Origin of the sequence: Pseudomonas sp. KU26590 (assembly GCF_026153515.1) — a bacterium.
Lineage (GTDB): Bacteria > Pseudomonadota > Gammaproteobacteria > Pseudomonadales > Pseudomonadaceae > Aquipseudomonas.
In genome coordinates this window covers 5,151,651-5,165,786 of record NZ_CP110644.1, presented here as the reverse complement: position 1 = coordinate 5,165,786, position 14,136 = coordinate 5,151,651, and the positions used below count along the sequence as shown (strand labels likewise).

At 61.4% G+C, this 14,136-nt stretch carries 7 protein-coding genes and 2 tRNA genes; 5 read left to right on the top strand and 4 right to left on the bottom strand.

What is annotated here, in order from left to right; translation table 11 throughout:
- The first annotated feature begins 82 nt into the window (after positions 1–82).
- The gene (locus OKW98_RS22950) at positions 83–1,954 is read left to right on the top strand and encodes an MFS transporter (protein ID WP_265386792.1); all 1,872 of its coding nucleotides are present in this window, start codon (positions 83–85) and stop codon (positions 1,952–1,954) included.
- A gap of 250 nt (positions 1,955–2,204) precedes the next feature.
- Here OKW98_RS22950 and OKW98_RS22945 read toward each other — a convergent pair whose 3' ends face one another.
- Complete coding sequence (locus tag OKW98_RS22945) at positions 2,205–3,167, bottom strand: bile acid:sodium symporter family protein (protein ID WP_265386791.1); 963 nt, start codon at positions 3,165–3,167, stop codon at positions 2,205–2,207.
- A gap of 143 nt (positions 3,168–3,310) precedes the next feature.
- Positions 3,311–4,231 (bottom strand): recombination-associated protein RdgC, encoded by a 921-nt coding sequence (gene rdgC, locus OKW98_RS22940; RefSeq protein WP_265386790.1) that lies wholly within the window; start codon positions 4,229–4,231, stop codon positions 3,311–3,313.
- 158 nt (positions 4,232–4,389) lie between these two features.
- Here rdgC and OKW98_RS22935 point away from each other — a divergent pair.
- Both OKW98_RS22935 and OKW98_RS22930 read left to right on the top strand, forming a co-directional pair.
- Positions 4,390–4,465: transfer RNA gene (locus OKW98_RS22935), tRNA-Val, on the top strand.
- A gap of 19 nt (positions 4,466–4,484) precedes the next feature.
- Positions 4,485–4,561, top strand: a tRNA-Asp gene (locus tag OKW98_RS22930).
- A gap of 880 nt (positions 4,562–5,441) precedes the next feature.
- Here the strand turns inward: OKW98_RS22930 and nirD are convergent.
- Together nirD and nirB are read right to left on the bottom strand one after the other, a co-directional pair.
- Positions 5,442–5,819 carry a nitrite reductase small subunit NirD gene (gene nirD / locus OKW98_RS22925; protein WP_265386789.1) on the bottom strand — a complete coding sequence of 126 codons (378 nt, stop codon included), beginning with the start codon at positions 5,817–5,819 and terminating at the stop codon, positions 5,442–5,444.
- The gene (gene nirB / locus OKW98_RS22920) at positions 5,816–8,377 is read right to left on the bottom strand and encodes a nitrite reductase large subunit NirB (protein ID WP_265386788.1); all 2,562 of its coding nucleotides are present in this window, start codon (positions 8,375–8,377) and stop codon (positions 5,816–5,818) included. Before nirB ends, nirD begins: the two co-directional genes overlap by 4 nt.
- A gap of 580 nt (positions 8,378–8,957) precedes the next feature.
- Here nirB and OKW98_RS22915 point away from each other — a divergent pair.
- On the top strand, positions 8,958–12,764 hold the full coding sequence (locus OKW98_RS22915) for a bifunctional nitrate reductase/sulfite reductase flavoprotein subunit alpha (RefSeq protein ID WP_265386787.1): 3,807 nt from the start codon (positions 8,958–8,960) through the stop codon (positions 12,762–12,764).
- A gap of 192 nt (positions 12,765–12,956) precedes the next feature.
- Positions 12,957–13,745: an FKBP-type peptidyl-prolyl cis-trans isomerase gene (locus OKW98_RS22910; RefSeq protein WP_037013885.1), complete on the top strand. Its 789-nt coding sequence runs from the start codon at positions 12,957–12,959 to the stop codon at positions 13,743–13,745.
- The last annotated feature ends 391 nt before the right edge of the window (positions 13,746–14,136 follow it).

Here is a 14,136-nt window from a genome sequence, read left to right as displayed (position 1 = left end):
TGTCGTCTTCAATGTGGCCCGGAACCGCCGTTCGGCGTTCCCATCCGAAAGCCGACACCGGCGCCACTCAGGACCAGGGAAGATGAGTCAGTCGCAGTTCAGTTTGTTGGGTAAGCGGCGCTTTCTGCCGTTTTTCGTGACCCAGTCCCTCGGGGCGTTCAACGACAATATCTTCAAGCAGTCGCTGATCCTCGCCATTCTCTACAAGCTGAGCATCGACGGCGACCGTTCCATCTACGTCAACCTCTGCGCCTTGCTGTTCATCCTGCCGTTCTTTCTGTTCTCGGCGCTGGCCGGGCAGTTCGGCGAGAAATACCCCAAGGACAAGCTGATCCGCATGATCAAGATCCTGGAGATCGCGATCATGGTCGTGGGGGCCACGGGTTTTCTCTTTAATCACCTGTCACTGATGCTGGCCGCGCTGTTCGCCATGGGCACCCACTCGGCGCTGTTCGGGCCGGTGAAGTACTCGATCCTTCCGCAGCACCTGCACGAAAACGAACTGGTGGGCGGCAACGGCCTGGTGGAAATGGGAACGTTTCTGGCGATCCTCGCGGGCACTATCGGTGCCGGGGTGATGATGTCGGCGACCCATTACGCGCCTCTCGTCGCGGCGGCGATGGTCTCGGTGGCGTGTCTCGGTTATCTCGCCAGCCGGGGCATTCCGCCGGCAGCGGCCGCGTCGCCGGACATGCGCCTGAACTGGAACATCTTCAGCGAATCCTGGGCCACCCTGAAACTCGGCCTTGGGCAAACCAAGGCGGTGTCGCGATCCATCGTCGGCAACTCGTGGTTCTGGTTCGTCGGGGCGATTTATCTGACGCAGATCCCGGCCTACGCCAAGGATTTTCTGTACGGCGATGAAACCGTCGTCACCCTGATTCTGACGGTGTTCTCCATCGGCATCGCCGCAGGTTCCATGCTCTGCGAACGACTGTCCGGGCGCAAAGTGGAGATCGGTCTGGTGCCGTTCGGCTCCATGGGCCTGACCGTGTTCGGCTTGTTGCTGTGGTGGCATTCCGGCGATTTCCCGCAGAACGTGCAGGCCAACAACTGGCTGGCGATTCTGGGTTACGGGCAGGCGTGGTGGGTGTTGCTGGACATCCTCGGCATCGGCGTCTTCGGCGGGTTTTACATCGTGCCGCTGTACGCGCTGATCCAATCGCGAACGTCGGAGAAAGAGCGCTCGCGGGTCATTGCGTCCAACAACATCCTCAATGCGCTGTTCATGGTGGTCTCGGCGATCGTTTCGATCATCCTGCTAAGCGTGGCGAAACTGTCGATTCCGCAGCTGTTCCTCGTCGTCTCGCTGATGAACATCGCGGTCAACACCTACATCTTCAAAATCGTGCCCGAGTTCACCATGCGCTTCATGATCTGGCTGCTCAGCCATTCCATGTACCGCGTGGAGCATCGCGACCTCGACCTGATCCCTGATGAAGGCGCGGCATTGCTGGTCTGCAACCATGTGTCGTTCGTTGATGCGCTGTTGATTGCCGGCTCCGTGCGCCGGCCGATCCGCTTCGTCATGTACTACAAGATCTTCAATCTGCCGGTGCTGAATTTCGTCTTCCGCACGGCGGGGGCGATCCCGATTGCCGGCATCAAGGAGGACAAGGCGGTGTTCGACAAAGCGTTCGAACGCATCGCCCATTACCTGAACGAAGGCGAGCTGGTGTGCATCTTCCCGGAAGGCAAGCTGACCACCGACGGCGAGATCGACACCTTCAAAAGCGGCATGACCCGGATCTTGCAAGAGACCGACGTGCCGGTGATTCCGCTGGCGTTGCAGGGGTTATGGGGCAGCTTCTTCAGCCGCGACCCGAACAAGGGCGTGTTTCGCAGGCTGTGGTCGCGCGTGACCCTGGTGGCCGGGCCGGCGTTGACGGGAGAGGAATCGCAACCGGCGCTGGTGCGCGAAAGGGTGGCGCAGTTGCGGGGTGCGGTGCGTTAGCAGGCGCAACAACCTTCGCGGGATGCGCTGGCTGACGCTTTAATTTGCTCACAATGCGCTGGCTGGCCTTGAACTGTAGGAGCCGGCTTGCTGGCGAAAGCGTGTGTCAGACAGCGTTAATGTCTTTGACAGATCAGGTTCGCCAGCAAGGTGGAGCGCCACCCCGGCGGCTCCTACGGGTCCTGTGTTTTCCATCGGACCGGTGTACAACCGGCACCGATGTTCGTCGCAGAGCCGGGAACTGGTCTGTTCAACCGACAATCGGCTTCTCTTCCGCGACCACCGCATCCGGCTTCATCTTCCGGAAGTACGTCGAAAGCAACGCACCCGAAATGTTGTGCCAGACGCTGAACAGCGCGCTCGGCACCGCCGCCAATGGCGAGAAATGCGCAGCGGCCAGTGCGGCGCCGAGGCCTGAGTTCTGCATGCCGACTTCCAGGGACAGCGATTTGCGCTGGGCCAGCGGCAGCTTGAACAGCTTGCCGGTGAAGTAACCCAGCAGAAAACCGAAGCTGTTGTGCAGGATCACCACGGCCATGATCAACAGGCCCGATTCGGCGATCTTCGCCTGACTCGCTGCCACCACCGCACAGACGATCATCACGATACTCACCACCGATACCAGCGGCAGCACGTCGACGGCAAAACTCACCTTGGCGCCGAGGAGGCGTTGAGCAATGACGCCGAGCACGATCGGCAGCATCACCAGTTGCAGGATCGACCAGAACATCTCCATGAAGGACACCGGCAACCACGCCGACGCCAGCAGCCAGATCAGCGCCGGGGTCAGCAGCGGGGCGAGGAGGGTGGTGACGGCGGCGATGGCCACCGACAGCGCCAGGTCACCCTTCGCCAGCCAGGTCATAACATTGGACGATGTGCCGCTCGGGCAGCAGCCGACCAGAATCACGCCCACGGCGATTTCCGGCGGAAGTTGAAACAGCTGGCAAAGCAGCCACGCCACGCCGGGCATGATCACGAAATGCGCAATCACGCCCAAAGTCACGCGCCAGGGATGGCGCACGACTTCAGAAAAATCATCGAGCTTGAGGGTCAGGCCCATGCCGAACATCACCAGCCCCAGCAAGGGCACGATGTACGACTTGAGGCCGATGAACCAGGACGGGAACAGGAACGCCAGCACGGCAAACAGCAGCACCCAGTACGCGAAGGTATTACCGACAAAACGACTCAACGCAGCCAGGGCACGCATGGCCTGCTCCTTTCTTATTGGTATGAAGTGAACGCGGAAACTGTAGGAGCCGGCTTGCTGGCGAACGCGGTGTATCAGCAACATTTAAGTGATCTGACGTGATGCGTTCGCCAGCAAGCCGGCTCCTACAGAGAGAGGTGAAATCAGATCCCCTGAGGAATCTCTTCGCCGCCCAGTGCTTCCATCAATTGCGGCAGGAACTCGCCGAACGTCAGCATCATCAGGGTGAAGCTGGCGTCCTGCTGACCCAGCGCATCGTCGCCGCCGTTCTGTTCGGCTTCATCCTGCAGCAGGTCTTCGAACTTCAGGCGTTTGATGCCGAGCTTGTCGTCCAGCACGAACGACAGCTTGTCCTGCCATGCCAGCGACAGCTGAGTGACGACTTTGCCGGTGCTCAGGTGCAACTGGATTTCGTCGCTGGTCAGGTCCTGACGTTTGCATTTCACAATGCCGCCGTCTTCGTGGGTGTCGCGCAGTTCGCACTCGTCCAGCACGAAGAAATGCTCGGCGGTCTTGCTGGTCTTGACCCAGTCGGTCATGACCGCGGTTGGCGCGGTCTTGACGGTCACCGGACGCACCGGCAACGAGCCGACCACTTCACGCAGGGTAGACAGCAGATCTTCGGCGCGCTTGGGGCTGGAAGCGTTGACCAGAATCACGCCTTGCTTGGGGGCGATGGCGGCGAAAGTGGCCGAGCGACGGATAAAGGCGCGGGGCAGGAAGGCCTGGATGATTTCATCCTTGAGCTGGTCGCGTTCCTTCTTGTAGACCTTGCGCATCTGCTCGGTCTCGATCTCTTCGACTTTCTCTTTCAATGCATCGTTGACCACGCTGCCGGGCAGGATGCGTTCTTCCTTGCGCGCCGAGATCAGCATGAAATCACCGCTGACGTGCACCAGTGGCGCGTCTTCGCCCTTGCCGAACGGGGCGATGAAACCGTAAGTGGTCAACTCCTGGCTGGCACAGGCACGTGCAGGCTTGGTCGCCAACGCGGTTTCCAGCGCCTCGGCGTCAAATGGCAGGTCCTGGGTCAGGCGATAGACAAGCAGGTTTTTGAACCACATGGGGTACATCTCTCCTTTATACAAAGGGGGGCATTATTCGCTGCTGCGCCCCTGCGGCCAACCCTGATGTAAGCCTTTGGAAGGATTATAAAATTATTTCAAAAAGTGCTTGCCAGCTTTTTGATCGCTCCGTAGAATGCGCGCCACACCGAAGCGAAGGGTGATTAGCTCAGCTGGGAGAGCGTCTGCCTTACAAGCAGAATGTCGGCGGTTCGATCCCGTCATCACCCACCATTCGTTTCAAGTGTTACGCGCAGCGGTAGTTCAGTCGGTTAGAATACCGGCCTGTCACGCCGGGGGTCGCGGGTTCGAGTCCCGTCCGCTGCGCCATATTGAGTTACGAGGCCCTTGAACTCCTCGTAACGACAAAGAGAGCGACCTTACGGTCGCTTTTTTTGTGCCCGGGATTTGGGAATGGGCAGCGCAATCTGCTGTTGATCCTGGCCATAGGCCGTAGGAGCGTGGCTTGTCCCGCGATCGGCTGCGCAGCAGCCGTGGAATCTGACGGCTGTGTTTCACTTGGCACACCGCGTTTATCCATCTTGCTGCCGCTTCGCGCCAGATCGCGGGACAAGCCACGCTCCTACTGTTCTCCACCCTGTAGTGGGCAGATGTTGGGTGCTCATGATTGTTCCACGCTACGCGTGGTAACACCGTCCACGACGCTCCGCGTCGCATCGCCCAGACATGAGTCCGCGTCGCCTGCAGGACGCAGCGCGTCCGGGGCTGCGTTACCACGCGGAGCGTGGGAACGATCGAATGTCAGCGCCTGAACTGGCCTCTTCCCGGCTAAAGCCGGTCCCACTAAAAGCGGCGCGTGCATCCAGCAGGACCGGCGGCGCCCCCGTAGGACCGGCTTCAGCCGGGAAGCCTTAGATCTGCTTAAAAGCGCTTTTGATCTTCCTACCCAAAAAGCCTAAACACCGCAGAACGCGACTTGGGTGCAGGCTGAACGCAGGTCTCGCGCAGTGGGCCGAGCCGCATGGATGCGGCGAGAGCGCCGTTGCGGACATGGATGTCCGTTCGGCGCGGGCCCACGGAGCGAGACCGGAGTGAAGGTACTCCGACGAAGGAGGAGCCCAACCAGGAGCACAAGCCCTTGGTTACTTGGGGCTTTATCAAGTAACTCGCCGAAGGCGAAACAGTCTGCCGTTAGGCAGATGCCCTGGATCTTTCTAAGCCACGCCGCGGATCCAGACTCGCGCGAAACTTATCCGACATCGACCTCGACCACATCCCCCACCAACCGAACCGGCCAAGTCCCCAGTCGCAGGGCCGCATCCTCCAGACACGTGCCATCCACCAGCCGGTAATGCTGCTTATACAAAGGCGAAGCAATCACAAGGTCGCCACCCAAACTGCCAATCAATCCCCGGCCAATCACATTCACCCCAGTGACCGGATCGCGATTGTCCACCGCAAACAACTGCGGCGCGCCACCAATGGACGCCACATAAAACAGCGCCACCTGCGCATTGCCCACCAGCGCCACCACCCCGGAATTCAGCACCAGATCCTCACGGACACAGACCGCGCGCCATACCTGAGTTTTCGGCATCTCCATCACTGCCGCATTCGTTTGGCTCATCGAGCAACCTCCACAGCAGCAATCAGATTCAACTCTTCAGCGCGAGCCGGACGACGCTGGCTGCGCTCCTTGACGAAATGAATGTCCGGGTCAGCGGCCTTGTCGTTGACGAACGTGCGGAAGCGCTTGAGCTTCTCCGGACTCTTCAGCGCGTTCGCCCACTCGCATTCATAACGGTCGACCACTAACTGCATCTGCGCCTCCAGTTCGGCGGCGAGCCCCAGGCTGTCATCGATCACGACGGCTTTCAGAAAATCCAGCCCGCCTTCAAGGGACTCGCGCCAGACCGACGTCCGCTGCAACTTGTCAGCGGTGCGGATGTAAAACATCAGCACGCGGTCGATGTAGCGGATCAGCGTCTCGTCGTCCAGATCGGTGGCGAACAGCTCGGCGTGGCGCGGGCGCATGCCGCCGTTGCCGCACACGTACAGATTCCAGCCGTTCTCCGTGGCGATCACGCCGATGTCCTTGCTCTGGGCCTCAGCGCATTCACGAGTGCAGCCGGACACCGCGAACTTCAGCTTGTGCGGCGAGCGCAGGCCCTTGTAGCGATCCTCGATGTTGAGCGCCATTTGCACGCTGTCCTGAACGCCGTAACGGCACCAGGTGCTGCCGACGCAGGACTTCACCGTCCGCGTCGATTTACCGTAGGCATGGCCGGTCTCGAAACCGGCGGCGATCAGCTCGGCCCAGATGTCCGGCAGCTCATGCAACTGCGCGCCGAACAGGTCGATGCGCTGGCCGCCGGTGATCTTGGTGTACAGGTCGTATTTCTTCGCGACCGCGCCGATGGCGATCAAGCCGTCCGCAGTGATTTCGCCCGCCGGGATGCGCGGCACCACCGAATACGTGCCGTTCTTCTGCATGTTGGCCATGAACGTGTCGTTGGTGTCCTGCAGCGGCACCAGGGTCGGGTCCATGATCGGCCGGTTCCAGCACGAGGCGAGGATCGAGCCGACGGTGGGCTTGCAGATGTCGCAACCCAGATGGCCTTTGCCGTGGCGGGCCAGCATCTCGTCGAAGCTTTCAATGTTTTCCACGCGGGCGAAGGCGTACAACGCCTGACGCGTAAAGGGGAAGTGCTCGCACAGGCTTTTATCGACGGCAACGCCGCGGGCGATCAGCTCATGCTCGAAGACGCTTTTCAGCAGCGTCGCACAACCGCCGCAACCGGTGGCTGCCTTGGTGCAGGCCTTGAGCCCGGCAAGGTCCGTGCAACCGCCGTCGATGGCCGAGCAGATCGAGGCCTTGCTGACGTTGTGGCACGAGCAAATGGTTGCCGTGGCGGGCAGGGCATCGGCGCCAAGGGTTGGCGCGCCGTCGCTGTGGGGCAGGATCAGGCTCGACGGATCGGCGGGCAGCTTTATGCCGTTCTGCACGTATTGCAGCAAGTTGTCGTAATAGCTGTTGTCGCCCACCAGCACCGCGCCAAGGACTTTTTTGCCATCGGCGGACACCACCAAGCGGCGATAACTGCCGCTGGCCTCATCGATGAACCGGTAGCTGCGCGAACCTGTCAGCGCACCATGGGCATCGCCGATGGAGCCGACGTCGACGCCGAGCAATTTGAGTTTGGTCGACATGTCGGCGCCGAAGAACGGCTCGGCGGCCAGGTCGCACAACTGCGCCGCGACGTTGCGGGCCATTTGATAACCCGGTGCGACGAGGCCGAAAACACTGCCGTTCCAGGCGGCGCATTCGCCGATGGCGAAAATATCAGCGTCGCTGGTGCGGCAATGTTCGTCGATGGCGATGCCGCCGCGCGGGCCCAGGGTGAGTTCGCACTGGCGGGCGAGGGCGTCCTGGGGGCGTATGCCGGCGGAGAAGACGATCAGGTCGGTTTCGAGGAATTCATCGCCAGCGAAATTCATCCGGTAGCGGTATTCCTCACCCGCGCTGATGGACTGCGTCGCGCGGGACAGGTGCACGCCCACGCCCAGTGCTTCGATGCGCGCCTTCAGGGCAGCGCCGCCGTGGTCGTCCAGCTGCACCGGCATCAGGCGTGGCGCGAATTCCACGACATGGGCTTCCAGGCCCAGCGACTTCAGCGCGTTGGCCGCTTCCAGTCCCAACAGCCCGCCGCCGACCACCACGCCGCGTTTTGCCTGGCTGGCGGCGGCGCGGATGGTGTCGAGGTCGTCCAGGGTGCGGTAGACCAGCCGCGAGTGACCTTCAGCGCCTTCGATGGGCGGCACGAAAGGGTAGGAGCCTGTGGCCAGCACCAGCTTGTCGTATCCAAAGCAGCCCTTGGCTGTTACCACTTCGCGCCGCGCCCGGTCGATTTCCAGCACCGGCACACCCAGGTGCAGCGCAAGCCCGGTCTGCTCATATAAAGAAGCAGCGCTCATCGCCAGTGACTCGGCGTCGCGCCCGCCGAAGTATTCGGACAAATGCACGCGGTCGTAGGCGCGCTGGCCTTCCTCGCCGAACACATGAATGCGATAGCGCTCAAGGGCACCGGCGGCGATCAGCTGCTCGACGCAGTGGTGACCCACCATGCCGTTGCCGATCACGATCAGGGTTTGGACGTCGTTGAGTGGGGCGACTGTGGTGGTCATATCGAGTCCCGGCCAAGGCCAATCAGGTTTTTTGAAAGCAAAAAAAAGACGCCCGGAACCTCTCGGTTCCAGGCGCCTTTGCCTGTTCTTTTAGGGGTTGCCGCGCGACCACAGTGTCGACGCCAACCTGGTGAGCCCGACGCCGTGAACGGCTGGCGGTCCGCGTTGACCGGCCAGGGCTGCCAACCGCGTGTTCAGGCTGGACTTGATAGAGACGTAGCAATGGCTGTGCCAGCCGGTCATGGGTGAGTAAGTCACGCCCGTGTACGGCGCGTTCTGCGCTTGATTCTGCCCGCCCCGTCGGGCAGAAGCGGGATTCGAGTCAGCCTGACCGGCACGAAAACAGTGCGATTTCCCTCCGACCGCCCCATCGTGAAGCTGAAGCCACCCGCCTGAATTCATCGTGTATCGGCGTCTGATGCGGTCTGCACGTCACCAGCCCGCGCTGGCCTGCCGTTTGCAACATCGTCCGCACAGGCAATCAACGCCGATTGCCATATTCACGACAAAGGCGCCGTGTGCTCTCCGTTTTTCAACGGATGAGAACAGGGCGTCTTTTTTTGCTTTCAGGAAACGGAATATGGCGAGCAGCAGCGTAAAGAGCGTGTGTCCTTATTGTGGTGTCGGCTGCGGCATCGTCATGCAGGTCGAGGGCAACCGGGTCATCAAGGTCGTCGGCGACAAGACACACCCGAGCAATTTCGGCCGACTGTGCACCAAAGGCACCACCTGCGGCCAGGCGATTGCCGAGTCGGGGCGGATGGAGTCCGCCTACATCCGCCATCAGCGCAGCCACGAGCCGGTGCGTGCTGACATGGACGCTGCGATCAGCGAAACCGCCCGACGCTTGCGTGGGATTCTGGATCGCGACGGCCCCGGCGCACTGGCGTTCTACGTCTCGGGGCAGATGTCCCTGGAGGCGCAATACCTGACCAACAAGCTCGCAAAGGGCTTCGTGCGCACGGCCAATATCGAGTCCAACTCGCGGCTGTGCATGGCCAGCGCGGGCAGCGGCTACAAGCTCTCGTTGGGCGCGGACGGCCCGCCGGGGTCCTACGATGACTTCGACAAGGCCGATCTGTTTTTCGTGATTGGCGCCAATATGGCCGACTGTCACCCCATCCTGTTCCTGCGCATGATGGACCGGGTCAAGGCCGGGGCGAAGCTGATCGTCGTCGATCCCCGGCGCAGCGCCACCGCCGACAAGGCCGGGCTGTTCCTGCAAATCAAACCGGGCACCGACCTCGCGCTGCTCAATGGCCTGTTGCACTTGCTGGTGGAGAACGGCGACACCGATGCCGATTTCATCGCCTCGTTCACCCAGGGCTGGGACGTCATGCCCGAATTCCTCGCCGCGTACACGCCCGCTTGCGTCGCGCAGATCACCGGCCTGGCCGAAGCCGACATCCGTCAGGCTGCGCGGATGATCGGCGCGGCGCAGGAGTGGATGAGTTGCTGGACCATGGGCCTGAACCAGAGCACCCACGGCACCTGGAACACCAATGCGCTGTGCAACTTGCATTTGGCGACCGGAGCGATTTGTCGGCCCGGCAGCGGTCCTTTTTCCCTGACCGGCCAGCCGAATGCCATGGGCGGCAGGGAAATGGGCTACATGGGCCCAGGGCTTCCCGGACAGCGCTCGGTACTGGTGGATGCCGACCGCCGCTTCATCGAAGACCTCTGGCGCATCCCCCAGGGCAGCATCCCGCACACGCCCGGCGGCGGCACCATCGACCTGTTCGAGCAGATGCGCGACGGCGTGATCAAGGCTTGCTGGATCATCTGCACCAACCCGGTGGCCAGCGTTGCCAACCGCACCACGGTCATCGACGCGCTGAAGGCCGCCGAGCTGGTCATCACCCAGGACGCCTTCCTCGACACCGAGACTAATCGCTACGCCGACATCCTGTTGCCGGGCGCGCTCTGGGCTGAGGCGGAAGGGGTGATGATCAACTCCGAACGCACCCTCAACCTGACGCAAAAAGCCGTTGATGCGCCGGGCCAGGCGCTGCCGGACTGGCAGATCATCGCCAGGGTCGCCTGTGAAATGGGCTTCGCTGATGCTTTCAGTTACGCCTCGTCACAGGAGGTGTTCGGGGAAATCAAACAGGCGTGGAACCCCGCCACGGGCTACGACATTCGCGGCGCCAGCTATGGGCGGCTGCGGGATCAACCGGTGCAGTGGCCATGCGCGCCCGACGAAGAGCGCACACGCAACCCGATTCGTTACCTCGGCGATATCGACGCACGACCCGTTGAGAAGGGCGCAGCTACACGTCCTGCGATCCTTTTTCCCACCGCAAACGGCAAGGCGGTATTTTTCCCACGCCCGCACATGCCTGCAGCTGAACTGCCCAACGATGCATTTCCCATGGTGCTCAACACCGGCCGCCTCCAACATCAGTGGCACACGCTGACCAAGACCGGGAAAGTCCCGACACTGAACGCGCTGAATGCGCGGCCGTTCGTCGAGCTGCACCCCGACGATGCCCTTGCGCTGGGGATCTGCGAAGGCAATGGCGTGGAGATCCGTTCCGCCCGAGGCCTTGCGGTGCTGCCTGCGGTGATCAGCGACCGCGTGTTGCCGGGCAACTGCTTCGCGCCCTTTCACTGGAACGACGTGTACGGCGAAAAGCTGGCGATCAACGCAGTGACCAACGACGCCGTCGACCCGATCTCTCGCCAGCCTGAATTCAAGTGCTGTGCGGTTGTCTTGCGCAAGGTCGAGCTGATCGGGCATCGCTTCCTTGAATTGCCCCAAGCCGAGACCGAGACGCAGACAGCACCCGACCAGGCGCCGCTGTTGACGCTGCTTTGGGCATCTCAGACCGGGAACGCCGAAGCGTTGGCCAGACAGTTTGGCGACCGGTTGAAGACGGCCGGCGTGCCGGTTCAGGTGGCGGCGATGGACAGTTTTCCCTCCGGGCGTCTGGACCAGCTGCAGAACGTCGCACTGATCAGCAGCACCTTCGGCGACGGCGAAGCGCCAGACAACGGGCAACGATTCTGGCAGTCACTGGCAGCCCGGCAAGAGCGTCTGGAGTCGCTGCGCTACGCCGTTCTGGCGCTGGGTGATTCGAGTTACGACCGCTTTTGCCAGCACGGCAAGAACCTCGACCAGCGCCTGCATCACTTGGGCGCTTCATCGCTGATCGCCCGAGTCGATTGCGACGGCGAATACCAGGTCCACGCAGACAGCTGGTTCACGGGGTTGCAGCAGGCGCTGTCGCTGAATCTTCCTACCCTTTCGGTTGGCGACAACGCCCCGGTTTTTGGGCAGCAGCCTTCACGGACACAGCCCCATCACGCGCGTTTGTCGCTTAATCGGAGACTGAACGCGGACGGTGCCGCCAAGGACACGCGGCAGCTGGCGCTGACCCTTGAGGGATCGGGCATGACCTACGAAGCCGGCGACGCTTTAGGGGTGTGGCCGCGCAATTGCCCTGAGTTGGTGAGCGAGCTGCTCGAGCTCACGGGACTGAATGCCGAGCAGCCGGTGCGCGGCGTGAAGGCGGTCGACGTGCCGCTGCGTCAGGCGCTGGCCGAGCAATTTGAAATCGCGCGACCTGGTGCAGACACCTTGGCATTCATCGCCGAGCGCAACGGCAGCAATGACCTGAAAACCCTGCTGACCGAACCCTTCAAAAGCGAGCTGAAGGATTGGCTGTGGGGGCGGCAGTTGGCGGACGTGCTGCGAGAGTTTCCGATTGCCTGCTCTGCCATGGAATGGCTTGACCATCTCAAGCCGCTGCAACCGCGGCTTTATTCCATCGCGTCGAGCGCCAAGGCGCATCCCGATGAAGTTCACCTGACGGTTTCCGCTGTGCGCTACGGCCCGCGCAAAGGCGTGTCGTCGACCTTCCTGGCGGATCGGGCGGGCGAGTGCGAGGTGCCGATTTTCCTGCAACCCACCCGGCATTTTCGCCCGCCGCTCGATGGCGATGTGCCGATGATCATGATCGGCCCGGGCACCGGCGTGGCGCCGTTTCGGGCTTTTTTACAGGAGCGGCGTGCCCGGGGCGATCGGGGCCGTAACTGGCTGTTCTTCGGCGAACAGCATCAGGCCACTGACTTTTACTACCGGGACGAGCTTCAAGGCATGCACGAAGACGGACTGCTGACCCGGCTGAGCCTGGCGTTTTCCCGGGATCAGGCGGAAAAGATCTACGTTCAGCAGCGCATACAGGAACAGGGTGCCGAACTCTGGCGCTGGCTGGAGGAGGGTGCACACCTGTACATCTGCGGCGATGCTTCGCGGATGGCGCGGGATGTCGATCAGGCCTTGCGTCGGGTCATAAGCGAACAGGGCGGCGTCAGCCTGGAAAAGGCGGCCGAACAGTTGCGCTGTCTGAGCGAGCAAAAGCGCTACGTGCGGGACGTGTATTAGCGCCGTTCGCTCACCCCGTGGCTGGGCGCTGAACCCCAACTGAACGGATTTCCCGATCAAACAAGAAAACCTTTGGATACCTGAACTTATCTGCCTTTTCTCCCTCTCATGCCGGTAGCCATTGATCGCGGCAGCCTGATAAGCTCGCGGCTTTACTCGTTTGCCCTATTGGCGCATGAACAAGGAAACAGAATGAAACAGCATCGGTTGGCAGCGGCGATTGCCCTGGTCGGTCTGGTACTCGCGGGCTGTGACAAGCAAGCCAGCACCGTTGAGCTGAAGACCCCCGCCCAGAAAGCCTCGTACGGCATCGGCCTGAACATGGGCAAAAGCCTGGCTCAGGAAGGCATGGACGATCTGGATTCCAAAGCGGTAGCGCTGGGTATCGAAGACGCCGTTGGCAAGAAAGAGCAGAAGCTCAAAGACGAAGAGTTGGTTGCCGCGTTTGGCGACCTGCAAAAGCGCGCTGAAGAGCGCATGGCCAAGATGAGCGAAGAGTCGGCAGCCGCCGGCAAGAAGTTCCTCGAAGAAAACGGCAAGCGTAAGGAAGTCACCACCACTGCTTCCGGCCTGCAGTACGAAATCATCAAGAAAGCCGACGGTCCAGTACCGAAGCCGACTGATGTCGTGACCGTTCACTACGAAGGCAAGCTGACTGACGGCAAAGTGTTCGACAGCTCTGTTGAGCGCGGCAGCCCGATCGATCTGCCGGTGAGCGGCGTGATCCCGGGTTGGGTTGAAGGTCTGCAGCTGATGCACGTAGGCGAGAAGGTCAAACTCTACATCCCTAGCGAATTGGCCTATGGCGCACAAAGCCCTAGCCCAACGATCCCGGCGAACTCGGTTCTGGTCTTCGACCTGGAACTGCTGGGCATCAAGGACCCTGCAGCAGCAGGCGCCAATGATGCTGCTGCCGGCGCTGATGAAGAAGAAGAGGCTGCCCCGGCAGCTGAACCGGCCAAGCCAGCCGCCAAGAAGTAATCGTTCGTAAGTCCGGTTACCGCTTGAAAGAAATGCCCCGTCTCGACGGGGCATTTTCATTTCCGCCTCTTTTTGATCGAACCGGCCTGGACGGGCAGAGTCCCATGTCGGACGGTTAACGTGCTTTAAGCCGGGATTTGTCGGAGGCTGCAGGGTGTTCATCGGGGTGTTCACTGGGTTGTGGCTAGCGCCACAGGCCCTTTGAGTCAACGGCTTTCGCGAGTTTTTATGTGTGTAAAAAACGCGCGATCTAAGTCCGGACCCGTTAGAACGGGCGTTCCGACCCCGAAAAACGGGTCTGTTCACAAGGTTATCCACAATTTGTGTGGATAACCTTCGGGTGCGGAATCGGCGTATGAGTCAGTAGGCTGCCGCTACATACGCAGTAAGC

Bases quoted from the DNA above. Each gene is read 5' to 3' on its own strand.
- rdgC (WP_265386790.1), bottom strand. From the start codon at position 4,231: ATGTGGTTCAAAAACCTGCTTGTCTATCGCCTGACCCAGGACCTGCCA.
- OKW98_RS22950 (WP_265386792.1), top strand. From the start codon at position 83: ATGAGTCAGTCGCAGTTCAGTTTGTTGGGTAAGCGGCGCTTTCTGCCG.
- OKW98_RS22945 (WP_265386791.1), bottom strand. From the start codon at position 3,167: ATGCGTGCCCTGGCTGCGTTGAGTCGTTTTGTCGGTAATACCTTCGCG.
- OKW98_RS22915 (WP_265386787.1), top strand. From the start codon at position 8,958: ATGGCGAGCAGCAGCGTAAAGAGCGTGTGTCCTTATTGTGGTGTCGGC.
- nirB (WP_265386788.1), bottom strand. From the start codon at position 8,377: ATGACCACCACAGTCGCCCCACTCAACGACGTCCAAACCCTGATCGTG.
- OKW98_RS22910 (WP_037013885.1), top strand. From the start codon at position 12,957: ATGAAACAGCATCGGTTGGCAGCGGCGATTGCCCTGGTCGGTCTGGTA.
- nirD (WP_265386789.1), bottom strand. From the start codon at position 5,819: ATGAGCCAAACGAATGCGGCAGTGATGGAGATGCCGAAAACTCAGGTA.